The 23268-nt window shown below is 42.2% G+C and carries 22 protein-coding genes and 1 other RNA gene; 14 read left to right on the forward strand and 9 right to left on the reverse strand.

Annotation, left to right across the window (positions count from 1 at the left end; translation table 11 throughout):
* Nucleotides 1-65 precede the first annotated feature (65 nt).
* The 3 genes from B5Y40_RS21525 to topA form a co-directional block, all read right to left on the reverse strand.
* Nucleotides 66-2513 (reverse strand): TonB-dependent receptor, encoded by a 2448-nt coding sequence (locus B5Y40_RS21525; RefSeq protein WP_079688902.1) that lies wholly within the window; start codon nucleotides 2511-2513, stop codon nucleotides 66-68.
* A 439-nt stretch (nucleotides 2514-2952) separates the two neighbouring features.
* Nucleotides 2953-3360 (reverse strand): hypothetical protein, encoded by a 408-nt coding sequence (locus tag B5Y40_RS21530; protein ID WP_079688903.1) that lies wholly within the window; start codon nucleotides 3358-3360, stop codon nucleotides 2953-2955.
* Nucleotides 3361-3493: 133 nt separating this feature from the next.
* Entirely contained in the window at nucleotides 3494-5923 is a 2430-nt protein-coding gene (gene topA, locus B5Y40_RS21535; protein ID WP_079688904.1) for a type I DNA topoisomerase, read from the reverse strand.
* Nucleotides 5924-6033: 110 nt separating this feature from the next.
* On the opposite strand from topA, the gene B5Y40_RS21540 reads away from it, so the two are divergent.
* From B5Y40_RS21540 to B5Y40_RS21560, 5 genes are all read left to right on the forward strand, one after another.
* A complete protein-coding gene (locus B5Y40_RS21540) occupies nucleotides 6034-6534 on the forward strand; it encodes a SixA phosphatase family protein (RefSeq protein ID WP_079688905.1) in 501 nt (166 codons plus the stop codon).
* 61 nt (nucleotides 6535-6595) lie between these two features.
* A complete protein-coding gene (locus tag B5Y40_RS21545) occupies nucleotides 6596-7651 on the forward strand; it encodes an agmatinase family protein (RefSeq protein ID WP_079688906.1) in 1056 nt (351 codons plus the stop codon).
* Nucleotides 7652-7770: 119 nt separating this feature from the next.
* An RNA gene (gene ffs / locus B5Y40_RS21550) (signal recognition particle sRNA small type) lies at nucleotides 7771-7865 on the forward strand.
* A 124-nt stretch (nucleotides 7866-7989) separates the two neighbouring features.
* Nucleotides 7990-8646: a fructose-6-phosphate aldolase gene (gene fsa, locus B5Y40_RS21555; protein WP_079688907.1), complete on the forward strand. Its 657-nt coding sequence runs from the start codon at nucleotides 7990-7992 to the stop codon at nucleotides 8644-8646.
* 96 nt (nucleotides 8647-8742) lie between these two features.
* Nucleotides 8743-9456 carry a cell division ATP-binding protein FtsE gene (locus B5Y40_RS21560; RefSeq protein WP_079688908.1) on the forward strand — a complete coding sequence of 238 codons (714 nt, stop codon included), beginning with the start codon at nucleotides 8743-8745 and terminating at the stop codon, nucleotides 9454-9456.
* Nucleotides 9457-9487: 31 nt separating this feature from the next.
* On the opposite strand, the gene B5Y40_RS21565 is transcribed toward B5Y40_RS21560, so the two are convergent.
* The 4 genes from B5Y40_RS21565 to B5Y40_RS21580 all read right to left on the reverse strand — a co-directional run bounded on the left by B5Y40_RS21565 (nucleotide 9488) and on the right by B5Y40_RS21580 (nucleotide 12449).
* Nucleotides 9488-10006, reverse strand: coding sequence for a hypothetical protein (locus B5Y40_RS21565; RefSeq protein WP_079688909.1), 519 nt, complete (start codon nucleotides 10004-10006; stop codon nucleotides 9488-9490).
* A 40-nt stretch (nucleotides 10007-10046) separates the two neighbouring features.
* Nucleotides 10047-10598 (reverse strand): RNA polymerase sigma factor, encoded by a 552-nt coding sequence (locus tag B5Y40_RS21570; RefSeq protein WP_079688910.1) that lies wholly within the window; start codon nucleotides 10596-10598, stop codon nucleotides 10047-10049.
* A gap of 109 nt (nucleotides 10599-10707) precedes the next feature.
* The gene (locus B5Y40_RS21575) at nucleotides 10708-11523 is read right to left on the reverse strand and encodes a DUF3108 domain-containing protein (protein WP_079688911.1); all 816 of its coding nucleotides are present in this window, start codon (nucleotides 11521-11523) and stop codon (nucleotides 10708-10710) included.
* A gap of 113 nt (nucleotides 11524-11636) precedes the next feature.
* A complete protein-coding gene (locus B5Y40_RS21580) occupies nucleotides 11637-12449 on the reverse strand; it encodes a 2,3,4,5-tetrahydropyridine-2,6-dicarboxylate N-succinyltransferase (RefSeq protein WP_079688912.1) in 813 nt (270 codons plus the stop codon).
* Between the two features lie 20 nt (nucleotides 12450-12469).
* Between B5Y40_RS21580 and B5Y40_RS21585 the strand changes: the two genes are divergently transcribed.
* Together B5Y40_RS21585 and B5Y40_RS21590 are read left to right on the forward strand one after the other, a co-directional pair.
* Nucleotides 12470-13624, forward strand: a complete 1155-nt coding sequence (locus tag B5Y40_RS21585) for a glycosyltransferase family protein (protein WP_079688913.1) — start codon at nucleotides 12470-12472, stop codon at nucleotides 13622-13624.
* 1 nt (nucleotide 13625) lies between these two features.
* Complete coding sequence (locus B5Y40_RS21590) at nucleotides 13626-14396, forward strand: Stf0 family sulfotransferase (protein ID WP_159453770.1); 771 nt, start codon at nucleotides 13626-13628, stop codon at nucleotides 14394-14396.
* A gap of 49 nt (nucleotides 14397-14445) precedes the next feature.
* Here the strand turns inward: B5Y40_RS21590 and B5Y40_RS21595 are convergent, their stop codons facing one another.
* Nucleotides 14446-15249 carry an energy transducer TonB gene (locus B5Y40_RS21595; RefSeq protein WP_079688915.1) on the reverse strand — a complete coding sequence of 268 codons (804 nt, stop codon included), beginning with the start codon at nucleotides 15247-15249 and terminating at the stop codon, nucleotides 14446-14448.
* 188 nt (nucleotides 15250-15437) lie between these two features.
* Between B5Y40_RS21595 and B5Y40_RS21600 the strand changes: the two genes are divergently transcribed.
* The 7 genes from B5Y40_RS21600 (at nucleotide 15438) to B5Y40_RS30130 (ending at nucleotide 22135) form a co-directional block, all read left to right on the forward strand.
* Nucleotides 15438-16094 carry a metal-dependent transcriptional regulator gene (locus tag B5Y40_RS21600; RefSeq protein WP_079688916.1) on the forward strand — a complete coding sequence of 219 codons (657 nt, stop codon included), beginning with the start codon at nucleotides 15438-15440 and terminating at the stop codon, nucleotides 16092-16094.
* A 2-nt stretch (nucleotides 16095-16096) separates the two neighbouring features.
* A complete protein-coding gene (locus B5Y40_RS21605) occupies nucleotides 16097-17047 on the forward strand; it encodes a metal ABC transporter solute-binding protein, Zn/Mn family (RefSeq protein WP_079688917.1) in 951 nt (316 codons plus the stop codon).
* A 28-nt stretch (nucleotides 17048-17075) separates the two neighbouring features.
* Complete coding sequence (locus B5Y40_RS21610; protein ID WP_079688918.1) at nucleotides 17076-17885, forward strand: metal ABC transporter ATP-binding protein; 810 nt, start codon at nucleotides 17076-17078, stop codon at nucleotides 17883-17885.
* Nucleotides 17882-19171 (forward strand): metal ABC transporter permease, encoded by a 1290-nt coding sequence (locus tag B5Y40_RS21615; RefSeq protein WP_079688919.1) that lies wholly within the window; start codon nucleotides 17882-17884, stop codon nucleotides 19169-19171. Before B5Y40_RS21610 ends, B5Y40_RS21615 begins: the two co-directional genes overlap by 4 nt.
* A 64-nt stretch (nucleotides 19172-19235) precedes the next feature.
* Nucleotides 19236-20114: a metal ABC transporter permease gene (locus B5Y40_RS21620; protein WP_079688920.1), complete on the forward strand. Its 879-nt coding sequence runs from the start codon at nucleotides 19236-19238 to the stop codon at nucleotides 20112-20114.
* Nucleotides 20115-20167: 53 nt separating this feature from the next.
* Nucleotides 20168-21541, forward strand: coding sequence for a tRNA uridine-5-carboxymethylaminomethyl(34) synthesis GTPase MnmE (mnmE, locus tag B5Y40_RS21625; protein WP_079688921.1), 1374 nt, complete (start codon nucleotides 20168-20170; stop codon nucleotides 21539-21541).
* A gap of 273 nt (nucleotides 21542-21814) precedes the next feature.
* A complete protein-coding gene (locus tag B5Y40_RS30130) occupies nucleotides 21815-22135 on the forward strand; it encodes a helix-turn-helix domain-containing protein (protein ID WP_079688922.1) in 321 nt (106 codons plus the stop codon).
* Nucleotides 22136-22361: 226 nt separating this feature from the next.
* On the opposite strand, the gene B5Y40_RS21635 is transcribed toward B5Y40_RS30130, so the two are convergent.
* Entirely contained in the window at nucleotides 22362-23210 is an 849-nt protein-coding gene (locus tag B5Y40_RS21635) for an endonuclease/exonuclease/phosphatase family protein (protein WP_079688923.1), read from the reverse strand.
* Nucleotides 23211-23268: the final 58 nt, after the last annotated feature.

Raw genomic sequence — 23268 nt, forward strand, 5'->3', positions numbered from 1 at the left:
TACAAAAAAATCGGTTAACCATTATCAAATAAGGTTAACCGATTTACATCTGTTTTCAGGAGCTGCTAAAATCTAAAGCTTATACTGGTTGTAACGTTTCTTGGTTTCTGCGGATTGATGGTAGACCAACCGTTGTAGTAGTCTTCGTTGGTGAGGTTATCAACCTTGAACGCTATGCGGAACGCATCTGTACTATAGGAAAGTGCTGCATTCAAAAGTGTATAGGATGGAATCATAAATGTCCCGGTAGTAGCACGGTCCAGTGTAGCATATTCACTTGCATAGTTCCCTCCCACTGCTATACCCACTCCTTGCAGAGCACCTTCGCGCAGTCGATAGCTTACCCAAAGGTTCGCCATGTTTCTCGGACCAGCACTCTCCGGTCTTCTGCCGATAAAGTCCTCGCTGTCGGTCTTCGTCATCTTGCTGTTGTTATGGCTATAGCCACCCATTACATTCATTCCCGGAAGCGGTGATGTTACAATGCTGAACTCAATTCCTTTGCTATAGTTCTCTCCATCCTGCACATAGTAATTCAAGCGTGTAGCATCTTGTCTCACGACATTCGATACGAGTATATCATAATAACTCAAGGTAGCACTAACCTTACCATCATACAGGTCTGTCTTTACACCCACTTCCCATTGGTTAGCCTGTTCGGGATCAAACGACCTTACGGTGATGTTATCGCCAGCACCTTCCGTACGAGGAGCAACATTGGAGAAACCATTCATATAGTTTGCAAACACAGAGAGTTGATCTTTGATCGGCTGATATACTATACCGAACTTCGGTGACAAGGCAGTCTGGTTGCTGGCATCGTCATCCTTGTTTACAAAGTGGTCAACACGCAAGCTCACCATGGCAGATAAGGTTGGCGTAATGTTCAATACATCTGAAAAGTAGGCACTGAAAACTTCCTGTTCTGCCTTCGTGTTGTTCAGCGTAGTTCCGGCAAGAATTGCATCGGTGGCTGCTTTGGACAATACACCGCTATCATTATCGGTTTCATAAGCTTCCGGATCTGTAATTCCGAAAACAAGCTCGTTTACGTCTTTTACACTGGCGTTGCCTATATATATAGATCCATTCCCCACATAGCCTGTGTCATTGTTCTGCGCACTGTTGTTATAGTAATCCAAACCGGCAACAACGCGGTTACGAAGGTTTCCTATTGTGAAATCGCCAATGAAATTCTGTTGGATATCGGTAGTAAGCGTGGAAGAATTCTGTTTGCTGATATAGCGTCCGAATACGCTTCCTTCTGATATTGTATAATACTGAGTGGATTCATATAGATATGAATAATATCCGTCTGATTTAGCTGAGCTTCTTGAAAGCACAGTCTGCGATCTCCAGGTATCTGAAAGTTTATAGTTCATCTGGGCCTGTAGGCTGAACGTAGGATTCTTCATCGCCAGATCGTTGCTGGTATAGGAGCGCTTATGATCGTAATTCAACGCCTCTAATGTAGGCACCGTAAGCGGGGCACCACGATCCAGAAAGAGCATGGTTTGATTCGTATTCTCCGCCGCTAAGAATTCTGCATTTACAAGGAATGAAAGTTTGTCGTTCACTTCGTACGCTAATGATGGAGCAATGAAAAATGATTTCCTGAATCCGGCATCCTGAAAACTGTTCTCGCTGTGATAAGCAGTATTCACACGCAACGCCACTTTCTTTTCTTTGCTAAGCGGTGCATTTATATCTGCCGTAATTCTGTTCAATCCGAAGCTGCCCGTGTTGTACGCTATCTCTCCGCCAAACTTCTCATACGTTGGCTTTTTGGTTACAATGTTAATCAGACCGCCATAAGAAATAAGACTACTTCCATAGAGCGTTCCAGAAGGACCGCGTACTACTTCAATGCGTTCGATGTTTGCTATATCCAGTCCGCCATTCGTTAGTCCAGGCAAGCCGTTGATCAACGTTGGCTGCACAACAAATCCGCGGAGCGAAAAATATCCTGCACCATCACCACTTCTACCCGTGGACTCCCAACGTTTATCAAGGCCAGGAGCATTCTTCAACGCATCGTTAAAGCTGGTAACAACCTGGTCTTTGATAAGCTCGGAACTGATCGTAGTATATACTTGTGGATTCTCTATATTCTTCAAAGGAAGCTTGGCAACATAATCACTTTGTTTCCGGTCGAACTCATTTGTTTTATAGCCGCTCACTACAATCTCATCAAGCTGTTGTGAGTTTTCATTTAGCACAACTTCCGGTACGGCAGTAGTCTCACCTGCCTTTACTTCTATACTATATTCTTTCGTTTCCAGACCGATGAAAGAAACAAGCAAAGTATAGTTACCCGGATCGACATTCTTTATTTCATATTCACCCTTATTGTTTGCAATGGCGCCTTTGTTTGTGCCTTTAAGGATTACGTTTACGTGTGAGGCTGGTTGGCCGTCGGATGATTTCACTTTACCTTGTACAGAACCTTTGTTCTGTGCCCAAAGGCTTGTGCTGATCAACAGGAAAAAAAATAATAGATACTTGGGTTGCATATAGTTTAGTTCGATAGCATTTAGAATTCTGTCAGGACAATACAGTATCACTACACCTCTACAGGAGGTCTATATATAGCGTTACTTAGATTGATTTTAAATAGTGCGCAAATATGATTGCGACAGTGTGAGAAAACAAAGGTCTAAACACAATTCACCTGTAAAATACCCTATAGAAGGTATATGAATAACCTGATTAGTGTAGTCTTTAGGGTGACGCATGAGGCTATTATTGGCCAGACCGGATTATTAAGCGTCAGTTGATAACCGTGTGTTATTCCGGAACACGAAAATATTAAACAAAAAAATCTTGAGACACTGAGCTATAGGAAGTGAAGTTCTATCCCCACCCTATTGACATTTTTTCAGTATTTGATTAATAACACCCTTTAACTTAGCAAGGGCAGTATAGTATAGATATAGGTTGAATCGTGTCGACCTATTTAACACACAACTTCTCAGCGGATTTCCAAGGGTTGACCATTTTGCTATCGGCCGTTACATCCGGAGGAAGAATTCTGAGTTTGCCATCCGCTTTATCGCTTACAAATTCAAGAACGATGCGTGTGCAGAATTGTCCTTTGCCATGATCGATCTCTATTGTGGACGATGCTTTATCCACTTTTACAATCTGATACTTCTCAACCATAAACTGGTTTATTTTCTTATCGCCAAGATTTTTCTCTTTCAGGTAATCAGATGATATATAGGGCTGCAGATTGTCCCAATTGGTCATGGCTATCATGAATTCATCTGTGGCCTGTCGAATCGCTTTTTCATCTTGAGCCCGTGCATCGAATGATATCGTAAGTATAAAAAGCAGGGAGGTTAAGGTGAGGGAATGCATATAGATGGGTTATCGGTTATTCGAAGATGCAAAATTCAACTTAGAGTACAAATAAAAAAGCTTAAAGCAGAATCCGAGGTTTTCCACTTTAAGCTTTCTGCTTAGTATATATTCTTAGTATATCTACAGATATCTACTTCTTCCCTTTACCTGCGCTTTTCTTCGCTGCTTTCTTGGGAGCCGCCTTTTTTGCTGCTGCTTTTTTAACAGGTGCCGTTTTCGCGGGAGCCGTTTTTGCAGCAGGTGCTGGTTTACCAAATCTTCCTTTTTTCTCAGGAGCATTCGCAGCAAGCGTAACACATTCCTCTAGCGTAAGGTCTGCAGGCTCCTTGCCTTTCGGAATCTTTACATTCTTCTTACCGGCTTTTATATAGGGACCAAAACGTCCGTTCAGAATTTGTATATCCGGGTTTTCATCAAAGGCTTTAATTAGCTTATTAGCATCGGCAACACGCTTGTTCTCAATAAGCTCTACAGCCTTCTCCGGATCGATCGCATAAGGATCTATATCTTTAGGTATAGATACAAATTTCTTATCGTGCAAAACATACGGACCGAAGCGGCCTATATTTACCACGATTGGTTTCTCTTCAAATATACCAAGATCGCGTGGCATCTTGAAGAGCTCCATCGCATCTTCCATGGTAATGTTCTCAATGAATTGCCCAGGGCGCAAGCTTGCAAACTTTGGTTTCTCACCACCGTTGTCATCCGGGTTCTCACCGATCTGAACGTAAGCACCAAACTTACCAAGTTTGGCATATACATTCTTACCGGTTTTTGGATCTGTACCCAACTCACGCGCCTTGCCTACTGATGAACGCTCTATCTTTTCCGTAGAAGTAACTTTTTTATGGAAGGGCTGATAGAAGTTATCGATCATCTTCTTCCAGTTCAGTTTTCCGCTGGCGATTTCATCGAACTCCTGTTCTATTTCAGAAGTAAATGAAAAGTCGGTTACATCCGGAAAATGCTCTACCAGAAAGTCGGTTACAACCATAGCGGTATTGGTCGGGAACAGTTTGTTTTTTTCTGCCCCGGTAATTTCAGTCTCCAATGCTTTTGAGACTGTATCGCTCTTGAGTGTAAATACATTGTACTTGCGCTCTACACCTTCGCGCATTTCTTTCACAACGTATCCTCTTTTCTGAACTGTTGTAATCGTAGGTGCGTAGGTAGATGGCCGGCCTATACCAAGCTCTTCAAGTTTCTTTACAAGACTCGCTTCGGTATATCTTGGAGGATGACGGGTAAATACTTGCTTGGCGATTAACTCATCCAGGCTTAAGTTCTGTCCCACGGTAAGAGGCGGCAATACTTTGCTGTTCTCTTCTTCGTCCTCATCATCGCCTGATTCCATATATACTTTGAGGAACCCTTCGAATTTGACTACCTCACCGGTTGCCACCAATGTGCGTGGATTGGTAGATATGGCGATGGTAGCGGTCGTCTTTTCAAGTTCAGCATCTGCCATCTGCGAAGCTATAGCACGCTTCCAGATGAGGTCGTACAGACGAAGTCCATTTCGATCCATACCCGGATCCATCACCGAAAAATCAGTGGGCCTGATCGCTTCGTGAGCTTCCTGTGCGGATGACGATTTTGTTTTAAACTGACGTGGTTGAAAAAATTCTTTTCCAAACGCGGATTGTATTTGTCTCATCGCACCGTTGCGTGCTTCATCTGAAAGGTTCACAGAGTCTGTACGCATATAGCTGATCTTACCAGCTTCGTATAGCTTCTGTGCTACCATCATGGTTTGTATAACCGAGAAGCCCAGCTTACGCGAAGCTTCCTGTTGCAAGGTAGACGTTGTAAAAGGAGGTGCCGGTGATCGCTTGGACGGTTTAGTCTGGAGATCTTTTATACTATACTTGGCGCCTTTGCATGACTCCAAAAATTCCAGTGCCTCTTCTTCGGTATCAAATCGTTCGGAAAGTTCAGCAACGAGTGTCTTGCCTTTGTCGAGGTTGAACTCTGCTGTTACACGATACGATGACTTTGCTTTGAACTCGCTGATCTCACGTTCACGCTCAACGATCAAACGAACTGCTACACTTTGAACGCGTCCTGCAGATAAACCTGTCTTTATTTTTTTCCAAAGTATAGGAGACAATTCATATCCCACAAGCCGGTCAAGCACACGTCTTGCCTGCTGTGCATTTACAAGATCGATATCAATACCACGCGGAGACTGTATAGCATTGAGAATAGCGTTCTTCGTTATTTCCGTAAATACGATCCTTCTGGTTTTCTTATCCGTAAGATCCAATACTTCTTTCAAGTGCCACGAAATAGCTTCTCCCTCACGGTCTTCATCGCTTGCGAGGTATACCATTTCGGCATCCTCGGCAAGTTTTTTTAATTTTTGTATGATATCTTTCTTACCTTCTGTTATTTCATAAGTCGGTTCGAAGCCATTTTCCACATCGATTGCTCCTCCACCCTTGGGCAAATCGCGGATGTGTCCCATACTGGAAGCCACCTTAAAATCCTTTCCCAGGTAGCCTTCGATGGTTTTAGCCTTAGCGGGTGACTCAACAATTACTAGATTTTTTGACATGCGGATAAACTTTCAAACAGGTCAAATATCTGGAAATTTTTAAAAAATCAAATTTCGCGTGTTAATATTGACGTCAAGCAACCTCTATAACAGTCAGAAAAGAATTACATATGCCGCGCTATTTATATCTCGTACGCCACGCACAAAGTGCTGAAAAACAGGTCAATCAGAACGATATTGGCCGCGAATTAACATCCGCCGGTGTTAAGCAGTCTTTATTAATTGGTGGATATCTTCTACAGCAACAAATTATACCGGATGTGATCATGAGTAGCACCGCAGAACGTGCTCGCATGACTTCCAGCCTGATCGCGGATGCACTCCGGACGGATCCTGATAAAGTTGTTTTACAGGACGATTTATATGAAGCCTCTACGCGAACATTTTTTCAATTCATAACCCAGCTCGAAGATCATCAGCAACACATTATGTGTGTCGCGCATAACCCGGTGATCTCATACCTCGCCGAATATCTGAGTGGTGCCGAAGTTGGTGATATGGTGCCTGCCGGTATGGCCATTATCAAATTTAATATTCAATCGTGGAAAGAAGTGAGCCAGGGAAATGGTGAACTCGAAAATTACGTCACTCCGGAAATGCTTACACCATGATCTATACCTTGTGGTATGATTATAATGAAGTATTCGTGCTGACCGAGTTCCAGCCATTGAGATGAATAAAAAAGAAGAAATCATTCAAAGCTTTGATCCGAATGGTCCCGGTATAAACGGGAATCTGTTCGGCCTCCCCTATACACCCGAGACTTCGGAGATCGTAGTTATACCCGTGCCGTGGGAAGTTACCGTGTCGTATCATACCGGTACGGCTCTTGGCCCTGCTGCTATACTGGATGCATCGTCACAAGTAGATGTATACGTTAAAGATATACCGGATGCATGGAAACTAGGTGTGAGCTTAACCAACATACCGGATAACTTACTGGAAGAGAGTAATAATCTTCGCGAGCTTTCAGCGCAGCACATCAGGCGGGTTGAACGTGGTGAACCGATCCATGCCGCAGATCCGCTTATTGCAAAAATCAACGAAGCGTCCGAAAATCTCAATATATATATCAAGTCAGCAACACAACGTTACCTGCGCGATTCAAAAATGGTAGGTTTGTTAGGAGGCGATCATAGTACACCATTGGGTTTTCTGCGAGCGCTGAGTGAAAAGTATGAACGCTTCGGCATTCTGCAGATCGATGCACATGCTGATCTGCGCAAAGCGTACGAAGGCTTTACATACTCACATGCTTCGATTATGTATAACGCGCTGAAGTTGCCATCGGTTAGCCGGCTGATACAAGTTGGGATCAGGGATTTTTGTGAAGAGGAACAAGACGTTATAAATCGTTCGCGAGGCCGCATCTCAACGTTCTTCGATGAAGATCTGAAAGCTTGGCGCTATAAAGGCGAGACGTGGGATGCACTCTGCAACTCTATAATTAAAGAGTTACCGGCAAATGTATATATCAGCTTTGATATCGATGGGCTCGATCCTAAACTTTGCCCCAACACCGGCACTCCGGTGGCTGGAGGACTCGAATTCCAGGAAGCGATTTACCTGATCAAAAAAGTAGCGCAGTCCCGAAAAATTATTGGCTTCGATCTGTGTGAGGTCGCGCCAGGCCAAAATGATTGGGATGCCAATGTCGGTGCCCGCCTGCTATATAACTTATGCAACTGGATGGCCGTGTCGCAGGGAAAATTAAAAATTGCGTTTTGAAATGTAGTGTGCTCTATAGCTTGACTTTACAGCCGGTCGAATCGGGAACTTAAATATTATATCAAAAGAAATTTCCGTTCTCCATCGTCAATTCTAAATATCTTATATCTTTGCCCCCCGGCAAGCCGGCACGACCAGCTCCTGCTGAACTCCCCCAGGATCGGAAGGTAGCAAGGGTAGGCGGTTGTAGCGGTGCGATGTTCGGCTTGCTATTTTTTTTTGAAGGTTTTCAGATACGGGATTAAAGTATTCACAATTACATTTTCCATGAACCATTCCTGGTTTTTTCTCCTTCTCTTAAAAGATATCCTTAACAAACCGAATAAATAAAAATCATCATGAAATTTTTCATCGACACTGCTAACCTGAACGAAATCAAAGAAGCCTATGATCTTGGCGTATTGGATGGAGTAACTACCAATCCTTCACTGATGGCGAAAGAAGGTATTAAAGGCGCGGATAATATTAAAGCTCACTATAAAGCTATCTGCGATATAGTTGACAACAACGTAAGTGCTGAAGTGATCGCTACTGATTTTGATACGATCATCAAAGAAGGTAAAGAACTTGCAAAGATCGATGATAAGATCGTGGTGAAAGTACCGATGATCAAAGATGGTGTAAAAGCAATCAAGAAATTTACAAGTGAAGGTATACGTACAAACTGTACACTGGTGTTCTCTGCAGGCCAAGCTATACTTGCTGCTAAAGCTGGCGCAAGTTATGTATCTCCTTTCGTAGGGCGTCTTGATGATATATCTCAAGATGGTCTTGAACTGATAGCTCAGATCAGACTGATCTATGATAACTTCGCTTTTGACACTGAAATTCTCGCAGCATCTGTTCGCCATACCATGCACTTGATTCAATGTGCAGAGATCGGTTCCGATGTTGTTACATGTCCATTGAATGTAATCACAAGCTTATTGAAACATCCATTAACGGATAGCGGATTAGAGAAATTCCTGGCTGACCATAAGAAGGTAAACGGGTAATTTTTGCTGTTCGCAGTTAAAAGGTTCATAGTTTAATGTTGAAATGATTAAGTTTAACGTTGAACTTTGAACCTTTCATTTTTTTAAAGCTTCAGTATGTTTTCAAACGATCCGGTAGTAAGCGTTCAGGACGCCAGCATTTTTCAAGATCACAATACCATCTTAAGTGATCTCAACTTTAACATTGAAAAAGGAGAATTTGTATACCTGGTGGGCCGTACCGGATCCGGAAAATCATCGTTATTGAAAACACTCTATGCAGACCTTCTGCTCAGGTTGGGAGATATACATGTTGCCGGCTTCGGCATTCGTGGTATCCGGCCTGCTCAGGTTCCGTTGCTTCGCAGAAAGCTTGGTATAATCTTCCAGGATTTTCAATTACTGAACGATCGCAGTGTCGCTGAAAATCTCATCTTCGTAATGAAAGCCACCGGTTGGAAAGACAGTACAAAGATGAAGGCACGTATGAATGAAGTGTTGATGAACGTTGGTCTTGGTTCTATCGAGAAGAAAATGCCACATCAACTTTCCGGTGGAGAACAGCAACGCGTGGTAATCGCGCGAGCACTCATCAACGAGCCGATGATACTGTTAGCCGATGAACCTACGGGAAATCTCGATCCGGAAGTATCGCAAGGTATATTGAAAATATTTCAGCAGATCAATAAGAGTGGCACAGCTATACTCATGGCAACGCATAGCTATAACCTCATTAAAAAATATCCGGCAAGGGTGTTAAAATGCGAAGATGGCAGAGTTATAGACTCGGCAAAGGAACCGTTTGAGCTGGCAACCGAAAGTTCCAACTAGACTTATTCACTGACTATAGCTAAGAGTATATCTATATACTTGTTGACTTCTTGTCTTTCTCCTGAGCTTTATAACCTTTCTCCAAAGAGTGTAGTTGCTGATTAAGCAAATCTATTCTCACCAATAAATTCAGCACGAGCGCGTCTTTTACTTTCTGGCTTGGATGTGTATGCATTTCTTCTTTCAATACCAGGTACATGGCTTCCAGCTGTTGAAAGTCTTGAGTGAAACCGTTCAATCCCTCGCTCCTTTGAAACTCATCGATCATCTCAACCTTTTGCGAGATCTGCTCCACATAAAACGCTTCTACATCGGTAAATTCTTTCAAGGCTATATCTGAGTTCGCAGGCTTCTCCCCTCCTTTCGGTATCAACAGGTATACTGACAGCACCATGAAGATCACGGCCGCTGCGCGCCACAACGTGAGCGAATTCCACCAGCCGCCCCGTTGTAAGCCAACCGAAGCCTCTACATTTTTCCAAATCTTGTCCGAAGGCTCCTGGTCATCAAAAGCACTTCGGTTCTGACGGACGAAATCTTCTATTTTCATAACGCTTAAATTTATAGTGTGTGGTGTGAAAAATATATACTTAGTTTTGAATCTCTTTTCCTAAAAACTCGCGCAGTTTTGCTTTCGCCCGGTTGAGTTGAGATTTGGATGTTGATTCTGTGATACCCATGATCTCGGCTATTTCCTGGTGATCGTATCCTTCCAGTAAATATAGCGAGAGTACCGATCGATAACCATCCGGCAATTGCCCGATGGCGCGCTTTACACGCTCAACCGTAAGTTCATCACCATATTCTACCGGTGCTTCCTCCTCGGCAACATCCCAGCGATCATCGTCTGGTATGGATTCGTGTTTGCGCTTATTTAAAACATTAATCGCTTTGTTTACCACGATGCGCTTCAGCCATGCCCCGAAAGCAGAATCGCCCCGGTAACTTTCAAGGCTTTTAAACGCACTGATGAAAGCCTCTTGCAACGCGTCTGCTGCATCATCTTGATTGCCCGTGATTCTATACCCAACATTGAACATAGCCTTTGAGTAAAGCTTATACAGCCTGTAATGGGCATCACGATCACCCGCCTTACAGCGCGCAATCAACTCGTCCTGCATGTTCAATACCAATGTCTCCAAGCGTAATTATCGTCTTCGTATAGGAAAGACAAGGTAGAAAGAAAAGGGTTGCATGACGATACCGTTAAACCCTAACGTTATTCGTGATCCGGAGCAGCCATCCATGCTACTACTTAACAATATTGAGGGGATTCTTCAGACCGGAGTATTCGATGAGTTCAACTCCGGCACTACCAATGAACATTTTGGCATCGATCTTCAGGGGAATACGATTCTTGTCGTCTGAGAACCAGGCAGTAATGGAATTCTCACCATCGAACAACTCGTTCTTGGGCATAACAGGCTTGAAAACCAACGCTCTCACTTTACCAACCTTGAGCTTCACGTTCTCTTTTCCCTGGTATATAATTTTCAACTTATAAAACTCATCTTCAAAAAAACCTGCGATCGTTACGGTATCCTTTACTTTAAGTTTAGAAAAGTCCATCACACGGAGGTAAAGAAATCCTCCGATCATATCGCGCACATGAGCAGGCGCTTCATAAAATTTAGGTTCCTTGAATTTACCGGTCTTCTTATCTATAGTTTTCACTTCGATCTTTCTATTCTCATGATCGAAGTTTGTCCACTCGTCTTTTTTATAGCGCCCTTCGCGAATTCTTCTGTAAAATTGATGCGGCACCAAAGCAACCGTATCTATATAGGCTCCCCATTTATCATCGACATCAGAAACCCAGTTCACCATACCAACAGTTTTGCCTTCAACATCCACTTTGAAACAATGGCGGTCGTTCATTTTATAGTAAGTCGGGGCAATGGTGGCACTACCTTTTCCTACAGTAAAAATTCCGTACGTCATTTTAAAGCGAATGACTTCACCCCGAGTGAAACTTTCGTTTCTCACGGTTGGGTACATCTCACTTTTTTCGCCTATAAAGCCCGAAAGAACTGAGATCAAAAAAAATCCAAAGGCCAACTTCTTCATACTGCTTTTTCAAATTTACGCAAAGCAATTTATTGACACGTAAACGCTATGTTAAATTCAAAGGATGTGCCAACCCTGAGATGTTGGCACAAATCCTCAAATTTCAGCATTCATTAAACTGAAACATTGTTTTCACGCAATGCATCATTCAACGATGTTTTCTTATCAGTGCTCTCTTTGCGTTTTCCGATGATCAATGCACAGGGTACATGAAAATCGCCCGCAGGAAATTTCTTGCTATAGGAGCCTGGTATAACTACAGAACGCTCGGGCACATAATTTTTATATTCAACAGGCTCAGAACCAGTAACATCAATGATCTTTGAACTCGCTGTTAAAACTACATTGGCACCCAACACAGCTTCTTTACCAATGCGCACACCTTCTACAATGATACAGCGTGACCCAATAAAGGCATTATCTTCCACAATTACAGGCGCGGCTTGCACCGGTTCGAGCACACCTCCTATACCAACGCCTCCGCTGAGGTGAACATTTTTGCCGATCTGCGCACAGCTTCCTACGGTTGCCCATGTATCTACCATGGTACCTTCATCAACATACGCACCTATATTTACATACGAAGGCATCATGATCACTCCTCTGTTTACGAAAGATCCATGACGTGCAATAGCATGAGGCACAACGCGAACGCCAAGCTCTTTATAGTTACGTTTCAGTTTAATCTTATCGTGAAACTCAAATGGCCCTACTTCGATCGTCTCCATTTGTTGAATCGGAAAATAAAGTATCACCGCCTTCTTAACCCACTCATTTACTTGCCAACCGTTCGCAGTAGGTTCTGCTACACGAAGTTCTCCTTTATCTAATTTTTCCACGACTGAACGGATTGCATCCTGTGTTTCGGATGACTGAAGAAGTGAACGGTCTTCCCAGGTTTTTTCGATGAGTTGTTTCAATTCCATTATATTAGTTTTAAATCGACATGCAAGAAAGAAAAAAAAGAAGAATAGTCATTGCCTCCGTGCTGAAACCCGTTGATGACACGCGCATGTTTGAGAAAATTGGTAAGAGTCTGGGAGAAACAGCGCGATTTGATATTCATATTTTTGGATACCCTTCCGGAAAAATTCCGCAAACTTCCGATTCTGATATAACGCAGCATGCTTCACAACCTTTCGGGCGACTTAATATCAAGCGGTTGACACAACCGTTGAAGATTTTAAAAAAGATACTTCGCCTGAAGCCCGAACTGCTGATCATTACTACGCACGAACTTCTCTTTATAGCATTTTTTATTAAGCTGCTAACGAAATGCTGTCTACTGTATGATGTGCAGGAAAATTATTACCGGAACATTCTCTATACCAATGCATACCCCAGTATGGTGCGTCCGCTGCTGGCGGTATATGTAAGGATTAAGGAAATCATATTTTCATCATGGATCGACTATTTTATAGTGGCTGAAACGGGATACACTTACGAGATTACTTTTCTAAAAAACAAGAGCATCATCATTGAAAACAAGATGAAGAGGCCTTCTGGTATACTTCCGAAAAAAAACACAGCAGACCAAAATATACATCTTCTTTTTAGCGGAACGCTTGCCGAAACAACCGGAATATTTTCCGCCATAGCGTTAGCAAAGTCGTTATATATTGCTGAGCCCCGAATTAGACTTACCATTATCGGGTACAGTCCGCAGGCAAGAATATTTAATCAGATCAAGAAAGAAATAGCGGGTGCAGATTTCATTCACCTGATCGGTGGCGACACACTGGTTCAACATTCGGAAATTTTAAAAGCAATTCAGCAAAGTGATTTTGGTATCATCGCGTATCCTCCGAACAAGTCAACTGAGAACTGTATCCCAACGAAACTATATGAATATCTGGGGTGTAAGCTTCCCATTCTCATGGTAAATCATCCACTCTGGGTAAAGCGCTGCCATCTATACCCTGCGTGTATACCTATAGATTTCAATACTCTTGATGTCTCCTCTATTCTTCTCCAAATGTCTTCCACAAAATTCTATATAACGGCTCCTGAAGATGTATTCTGGGAAGAAGAAGCAGAGAAACTTGTAAACCTGGTTGACCACATCCTATTGATTCGTAACGACAAAAAGAATGTTTTCTAAAATGTATTATTATTTCCTATACCTCCGCACCTACCTGATCATTAAAAGAAAACAGTTACTGAATGCGGTTAGTCTTACCAGAAAAAATAGCTATACTCCGTTTGTTATTCTCAGCGAACCCCGGTCTGGCTCTACCCTGCTTCATACCTATCTTAATTCGCATACACAGATTAAATCGTATGGAGAAGTACTGCGTGAAAATCTGGAAGAACGTCCGGATAGAACGATCAAAGATCCTCTGAATAAACTTGCCTTTAAGCCACATACCCCGGCACTGAAAGCGATTGGTTTAAAATTATTCTATGAGTATTATGAGCATCCGCTTTACGCGGAATCTTTTAAAAATGTTATTGACCGAAAGGATATTAAGATTATACACTTGATCAGAAGAGATCCTTTGAAAGTATATACATCGTTGAAAATCGCTCAGAAGACGAACGTTTGGAGTACACTCAAGTCTGCTGATGCAAATAGGATTCAAAAAATCCAAATTGACTGCGAGGACTATACTTCTTTTTTAAAATCTTATCTGAAGCACCAGCAACTTTTCTCTGCAATGTTTACAGATCATCCGTTACTTGAAATTGCCTATGAAGATCTTGCTAAAAATCCGGAACAAACGCTTTATACTGTACAGGAATTCCTGGGTGTTAAACCCAAAAAACTATTTAGCTTACTAAAAAAACAAAATCCCGACTCATTGCAATCACTCGTTGTTAACTATGATGAAGCCGTAAAACTAACACACGAGTTATACCTATCTAAACTATAATACCAGATCGTCATCATCGTGACGATCTGGTATATCTATATCTGTTAATTTATTTAGCCAACTGGAATTTGATTGGCAGCGTCATCCGTACAGAAACGGGCCGATGATTTTGCACACCCGACTTCCATTGAGACAGCAACGAAATTACACGTTCGGCTTCTTTGTCACAGTCCGCGCTAATACCACGCACTGTTTTTACATCTACAACTTTCCCTTCACTGTTGACAACAAAACTTACATATACTGTCCCCTCTATACCGAGACGTCTCGCACTGGCAGGATATCTCACTTTACGTTTTATGAATTCGTACAGCGCATCCATGCCACCATCATAAGCAGGCATTATTTCGCAAATAGTTACCGGCCCCGTAGGAGCAGGTAAATCGGAAGGAAGCTCTACTCCTTGGCCAGTACCTGTATAAGGAGTCGCTTCTCCAGTACCGGCATCATCACCAGTATTTACCGATGTCACTATATCAGCATTAGTCGGTATAATTGTCTCAACCTCAGCGGTTGTAACTTGAACTTGAAGATTATCGCTTACCGCAGCGGCAGCAGCCTGACGTACTTGTGGTTGTGGTGGCAGAGGCTCCGGAATATAGGGCTGCTGTTCAAATATTATAGTCTCATCTTCCGTAACAATTGGTTTTACATCAGCTATTATATCTTCACTCATAAAGGATGATAGTATAGGTATAATAAATACCAGTATAGATAACCCTATACTTACTGAAAAACCCGCGACCAGATTATTTGAGTAAGACTTCCTTACTTCATAAGCACCATACGCTTTGTTACGATTCTCAAACACCAGATCATCCCAGTCGTTGATTGCAAAGGTTTCTGTTTTCATAATTCAGGCGGTTTAGTAAAAGATTTATTTATACTTAAAATCCGCCTCCCGGAAGAAGGTCACATAAATTCTAAATTATTTTGACAAAGATTTTATAGGCCTCCTTTAACAAAGAACAAGAATTATTCTAAATAATTTTTTAGACTAGCCTAAACTTATATTTTTGTAAAACCGTTAAACACTCAAGGATGCTGAGTTATACCGAAGAAAACTACCTCAAAGCCATTTACCACTTGTCTGACAGTGGTGCAAAAGCTGTATTGACCAGCGAGATCGCTGAAACCATGAATACAAAAGCGGCTTCTGTAACAGACATGATCAAAAAGCTGTCGAACAAGAATCTCATCGCGTATGAGAAATACTATGGTGTGAAAATTACCAAACAAGGAAGAACGGAAGCCCTGATGGTGGTACGCAAGCATCGCTTGTGGGAAACATTCCTGGTACAAAAACTTCAATTCAGCTGGGACGAGGTGCACGATGTAGCGGAACAACTTGAACATATCCAGTCGACATTATTAATCGAGAAGCTGGATGAGTTCCTGGAATATCCAACCGTGGATCCGCATGGTCACCCAATCCCCGACAAGAGCGGAAAAATCCTCGAAGTAAGGCAGATACCACTCTCCGAATGCTCGGGCAAAAAGAAAATTATAGTGCGGTCAGTTAAACATGGCTCACCTTCATTTTTGCAGTATCTGAGTAAAATCGGAGTATATATAGGTGCAGGCATTTCCATTTTAGACAAAGTTGAGTTTGATGGTTCACTTGAAATTATGATTGACGCCAAGAAAAAAGTATTCATCTCGCGCGAAGCCGCGCAAAACTTATTAGTAACTGAATAATTATGATATATATAGTAGCCAAAATAAAATCACTCGCAAAATACCTTTCTCTACTTGCTGCTGTGGCTCTTCTGGCACTGACAAGTTGCTCCAAGAAACAATCCACAGAAAAGCATGATAAGCTCGTAATCGTAACCACTACGGGAATGATTAAAGACGCGGTCGAAAATATAGTGGGCGGTCATGCAGAAGTAATCGCCTTGATGGGACCAGGCGTTGATCCACATTTATATAAAGCGACACAAGGTGATGTAGAGAAACTTACCAATGCAGATATAGTCTTCTATAATGGGTTACACCTCGAAGGAAAAATGGGCGAAGTCCTTGAAAAACTCGGACATTCCAAACCCGTCATTGCCGTAGCTTCAGATATACCGGATAGTTTGTTGCGGGCAGTGCCAGGCTTTCAGGGTACACATGATCCACACATCTGGTTTAATGTAAAACTATGGGAGAATGCTGTGCGTACGATCAGTAAAACACTCGAACAACAAAATCCAGCACAAGCAACACTCTATGCAACGCAACGCGATCACTATATACACCAGTTGGACTCGCTACACGAAGTGGTCAAAGTAAGGATTGCTGAGGTTCCTGTACAACAACGGGTATTAATTACAGCACACGATGCTTTCGGATATTTTGGAGATGCCTACGCTATAGAAGTAAAAGGCTTGCAAGGAATTTCTACAATGTCGGAGTTTGGCGTGCGCGATGTAACGAATCTTGTAAACTTTATCATTGCACGAAAGATCAAAGCTATATTCGTAGAAACATCTGTATCTAAAAAATCTATTGAAGCCGTAGTAGAAGGTTGTCACGATAAAGGCTGGGATGTAAAAATCGGAGGAAGTTTATTTTCCGATGCCATGGGAAATGCCGGTACACCGGAAGGTACTTATATAGGAATGGTAAGTGCAAATGTAAAGACGATCGTTGATTCCCTAAAATAGTGGGACTAAAAATTTAAGCACAAAATGTATGGACAATGAAAATATAGTATATCCGGCATTAGAGGTTCACGACCTGACCGTAGCATTCGACCGGAAGCCGGTATTATGGAATATAGATCTTACGTTACCGGAAGGAAAGCTGGTAGGAATTGTCGGTCCGAATGGTGCAGGTAAATCAACACTGATCAAAGCAGTGATGGGACTATTGCCCCTGAGTAGTGGATACGTAAAACTATTTGATCAACCGATTAATGATGTGCGTAAAAGAATCAGCTATGTACCGCAGCGTGAATCAGTAGATTGGGATTTTCCTGCCTCTGTCCTCGACGTTGTGCTCATGGGACGCTATAGCAAGCTTGGTTTATTCAAGCGACCGCGCAAGGCAGATTACGATGTTGCTTTGGACTGTTTGAAAAAAGTAGGAATGGAAGCCTATATTAACCGGCAGATCTCACAGCTTTCCGGAGGACAACAGCAACGCACATTTCTGGCGCGTGCCCTGGCACAGCAGGCAGATATATACTTTATGGACGAGCCATTTGCAGGAGTAGACGCTGCCACCGAGAAAGCCATTATAAATTTGCTTCGAACCATGACGGAAGCAAAGAAAACAGTAATCGTTGTTCATCATGATCTGCAATCTGTAACGCAATACTTCGACTGGTTGCTCATGCTGAATACACGATTGATAGCGTGTGGCCCCACATCCACGGTTTTCACACAACAAAATCTACAGGAAACCTACGGAGGTAAACTCACATTGCTCTCCGATGTAGGCGACCTGATCCGCAGAGAGAATTTTCCAAACAGAGAAGGTGTAACGAGAAAAGTATTATGAACTCGCTCTTTGAATTCTTTTCATTTGCAGATCCCAACATCAGGTTCGTAGTGATCGGCTCTGTGCTGCTTACGGCCAGCTCTGCTATAGTGGGTACATTTACTTTTCTCCATAAAAAATCTTTAGTTGGAGATGCCATTGCACACGCTGTCCTGCCTGGAATTTGTCTCGGGTTTATTTTATCCGGCACAAAAAATCCGGCTTACCTGATAACGGGCGCGTTCATCACCGGGTGGATATCGCTTATAGGTGTTGAGTACATTACCAAGCATACCCGCATCAAAGATGATACAGCCATTGGACTTGTGCTTTCTGTATTTTTTGGGATTGGTATACTTATGCTTACCGTTATTCAAAAAGGTGGAAATGCATCGCAGTCGGGGTTGGATCATTTTCTATTTGGCAAAGCTGCTGCATTAGTGGGTGATGACCTTATAGTATTTGGTGCTGTAGCCGTTACGTTGTTGATCGCGGTCTTCCTGCTGTTTAAAGAGTTTTCATTATTGGCGTTCGATAAAGAATACGCTAAAGCCATAGGACTGCCCGTGCGCTGGATAGACCTTGTCCTCACCTCTCTTACAGTATTGGCAGTAGTGATTGGGATTCAGGCAGTCGGAGTTGTATTGATGGCAGCTATACTTATAACACCGGCAGCCGCAGCTCGCTTCTGGACGAATAAAATCAACGTGATGGTTTTGTTAGCCAGTGTCTTCGGTGCGTTTAGCGGCCTGAGTGGTGCCTATATTTCATATATAGCCCCCGCGATGCCAACCGGTCCCTGGATTGTTATCGTTATTTCTACGATCGCGTTTATATCATTTTTCTTTGCACCCAAACGAGGTGTTATCAACAGAGTTCTTCGTCAGCGGAATATACGGAGAACTATTAATGATGAGAATGTTTTAAAAACACTATACCAGCTTGGAGAGGAGAACAAAGATTACTTCATCCAACGTAATAAGGAAGAGATCATTCGCAGAAGGCGATTCTCTCCTGAAGCATTGGGGAAAATTCTTCAGCGTCTCGAGAATCAAGGCTATCTAGATAAAACCAGTAAGCATTGGGTGTTGACTGAAGAAGGGAAAGCCCGTGGGCAACGTGTAGTCAGGATTCACAGGCTATGGGAGCTATATCTTACTACACATTTGAATATTGCACCCGATCACGTGCACGATGATGCCGATACGATAGAGCACTTGCTTACACCCGAACTTGAAGTTGAACTGGAAAGACTTTTAAATTACCCGAAAGTTGATCCTCATAAATCTGAAATACCGTATTCATAATACACCGTTACGCTGAATAAAATGAAAACGAGTTTATCATATACGGAATTAAAACAGTATTGATATGAATAATAATGATCTGTCTATAATATTTACAGCATCACTCGTAGCAAGCAGTTGTGCTCTGCTGGGATGCTTTCTGATACTTCGAAAAATGGCGATGGTAGGTGATGCTATATCACATGCGGTATTGCCTGGTATAGTAATCGCTTTTTTGATATCAGGTTCACGCGATTCGATGACGATGCTGATCGGAGCAGGTTTGATTGGTGTCCTTACAACTTTCCTCATCGAGTTTCTTCATAAAAAAGCAAAGCTTCAAACCGATGCGTCTATAGGAGTTACCTTTACCTGGCTGTTTGCTATAGGTGTAGTGCTTATATCATTGTTTGCCGGCAAAGTTGATCTCGACCAGGACTGTGTACTATATGGTGAAATTGCCTATGTACCATTGGACACGCTTATCGTTGGTGGACAAAGCATAGGTCCTCGTGCCCTTTATATCATGGGTATAATTCTCACGATCATTATCCTATTTATCTGGATTGGCTATAAAGAACTATTTCTTACAACATTCGATCCCGCTTACGCAAGTGCCATCGGTATATCAACTACCCTTTGGCATTACCTATTGATGGGTGCTGTATCTGCAACAACAGTAGCATCCTTTGAATCGGTGGGCGCTATATTAGTAGTGGCGCTGTTGATCGCTCCTGCCGCAACGGCATACCTGATCACCGACAATTTAAAATGGATGTTAGTGATTGCATGCATAGCAGGTATTGTCGCATCCATTACAGGATACTTTTTTGCAGTATGGCTGGATGGATCTATAGCGGGAGCAATTGCTGCGATGGCAGGTGCTATATTTGTGCTGGCGATGATCTTCTCTCCTACACATGGTATCCTGATGAAGAAAATCTCGGCTCAGCCGGAGTCTTAAAATAAGCTCAATAACAGTTTTACAATAAAGATATACTCTCCTACTTTGTCGCTATGTCAGCTAACAACTTTTTGAATGATACAATTGTAGCGATGGCTACAGCACAAGGTCTCTCCGCTATAGCAGTGATCAGGCTTTCAGGTGAAGACGCCATAGCCATTACTCAAAAAGTTTTTCAAGGAAAAAATTTAATAGAGCAACCCTCCCACACAGTGCATTTCGGAACGCTGCGTGATGGTACTAAATTAATTGACGAAGTATTGGTCACGATCTTTAAGGCACCTAACTCCTTTACAAGAGAAAACAGTACAGAAATTTCGTGTCACGGTTCTCCGGTTATTGTAAAAGAGATCATTAAAGTTTTATTGAAGCATGGTGCACGATTAGCAGAACCTGGTGAGTTTACCAAGCGCGCTTTTCTCCATGGCCGCTTTGATCTGGCACAAGCTGAAGCTGTTGCTGATTTAATAAATGCAGAAACTGACAATGCACGTCAGGCTGCGTTGAACCAGATGCGTGGCGGCTTCTCCAAAGAGATAAATAATCTTCGTGAAGAGTTGATTCACTTTGCATCGCTGATTGAACTTGAACTTGACTTTGGTGAAGAGGACGTTGAGTTCGCTGAGCGTGATGATTTAAAAAAACTGATCAAGCGCATCCAGACATTCTTACTTTCTTTAATTCAGTCCTTCGACCAAGGCAATGTTATAAAGAACGGTGTGCCTACTGTGATTGCTGGAAAACCCAATGCCGGAAAATCTACATTGCTCAATACACTCTTGAATGAAGAGAAAGCCATCGTATCAGATATACCCGGAACAACCCGGGATGTGATTGAAGATGAAATGGTATTGGGAGGTATAAATTTCCGTTTCATTGATACAGCAGGAATCCGCGAAACACAAGACGTTATCGAAGCGATGGGCGTTGAGCGCACACGCGACCGAATGAAAAAAGCATCGCTTATAATTTATCTGTTCGATCTCACACAAACTACATTAGAAGAAATTCTGCAGGAAGAAGAAGGCCTTAAGGCATTAGGTATACCCTATATTAAAGTCGGTAACAAAGTTGATAAAGCCGATGATGCGTTGGTGAATATATTGCAAAATCATGATTTCCTGTTCATCAGTGCTGCGAACAAAACAAATATAGGGGAACTGAAAGAAAGGATATTGTCGACATTCGGAATACAGACCGTGAAAACCGGTGACGTAATGGTTACAAACCTTCGGCACTATCAAAACTTGCTTCAAACAAACGCGGCCCTGGACCGCGTCCTCGAGAGCATGCACAACGGAGTGACTGGTGATTTCCTTGCCATGGACATCCGCCAATCCCTACACTATCTCGGAGAAATAACAGGCACAATCAGCACCGATGATTTGCTCGATAATATATTCTCGAAGTTTTGTATTGGGAAATAAGATACAAAAAAAATCCGAACAAAATCCAAATAACAGTTTAATAGTCAATACGTTATAAAATAACAGGAAGGATTGCCTTGGCAATCTTTCTGGTTATTTCGGGTCTTTTTTGTTGCTAGTTTGTTACTCGACCTTCTGAGCACTATACGCGCAACAAAAATTAAGGGTCACCGGGGAGCTGATGTCAGATGCTGACACTCCCTGACACAGTTAGACACACTTAGACACGTATAGACACATGAGCTCGAACATTAAAAGCACTACAAGCAGTTGTTGCTCGAACAGAATCTTGGCCAGGAAAATATTAAAGTCTCTCCTCTTGAGACTTTAAGGAATGCATCGCAGGAATACTTCGAAGTAAACGAGGCCGCCTCCATCATGCGAATCAGCAGACGGACTTTATACCGACTGATCTCACTCAAAAAAATTAAAAAGAAAAAAATGCTTTCCAGAACAGTGATCCTGAAGGATGACATCAAATCATTTTTTACTAAGCAATATATATCTATTGGCATATATACCGATATAGATTGTGCCTTGAAAACCCGGACACATTATTTTTGGCATATAATTCAACATTTGCCATGTGCTTGATGGCAATAGTACAATTAAATAAAACATACTCTTCACAAGTTACTACCAACTGCGGAAAGGATATTTAAGACAACGACCTCTGTTAGATTTATGCTGTTTTTGATATACTATAAATCAAAACATCAAGAATCTGACATGACCTATCACTCGTCAACTTGTGGTTATTAAACTATGTTTTCGAACTCAACATTAAAAATCCGTCTACCTGAATTTGTCTACAAATGCTTTAATTCATATCATTTTTTATATAATCTACTTCTATCAATACCGGAAAATGATCGGATGGGAATTTACCATTATAGCTATCGGTAAGAATTCCATAACGTTTCACGCGAAAGGCGGATGTTAGAAATATATGATCGATCCTGCGATCTGTTTTGCTGGTAATGTCGAAGCTGTTAAAAGTACCATTCGGAGTCAGTTTAATCTCAGCAGTGGTATATGCATCTTTCAATATTCCTGACGTATGCAGCAAGGCATAGCTTTCATTGAACTGATCAACATTGAAATCTCCGGTGAGTACCACGGGTGCGCTACCCGCTATAGTTTTAATCTTGTCCAGGATTAAGCGGGCACTCTCCTTGCGTGCCTGCACACCCCGATGATCAAAATGTGTATTGAATACATAGAACTTAAGACCGCTCTTTTTTTCTTCAAACTCTCCCCAGGAGCAAATGCGCGGCAGAGCGGCGTCCCACCCCTTAACAGGTTTATCCGTAGTCTCTGCGAGCCAGAACGTTCCCTTCTTTAACAGACGAAATTTATCGGTCTTGAAATATATAGGTGAGAACTCACCTTTCTTATCGCCATCATCTCTGCCAACTCCTATATAATCATAGCCTGGCAAGTTTTTAGAAAGATCTTCACGTTGATTGAATAAGATTTCCTGTCCTCCAAAAATATCGAAATCGTAGAAGGCGATCATTTGTATGATCACCGGCAAGCGTTGCTTCCAGGCATTCAAACTATCGCCAGCATTATCGTAGCGCATATTATAGGTTGCAATTCGAAACGTCTGTGCATGCACAAATCCTGCTGATAAAACTATAAACAGGCATAGGGTTAACTTCTTCATTTATATAGTTATTTATTTAAGAGTATACTTTAAATGAAGCGCACGTCTTAACACTGCG

Origin of the sequence: Ohtaekwangia koreensis, assembly GCF_900167975.1 — a bacterium.
GTDB classification, from domain to species: domain Bacteria; phylum Bacteroidota; class Bacteroidia; order Cytophagales; family Cyclobacteriaceae; genus Ohtaekwangia; species Ohtaekwangia koreensis.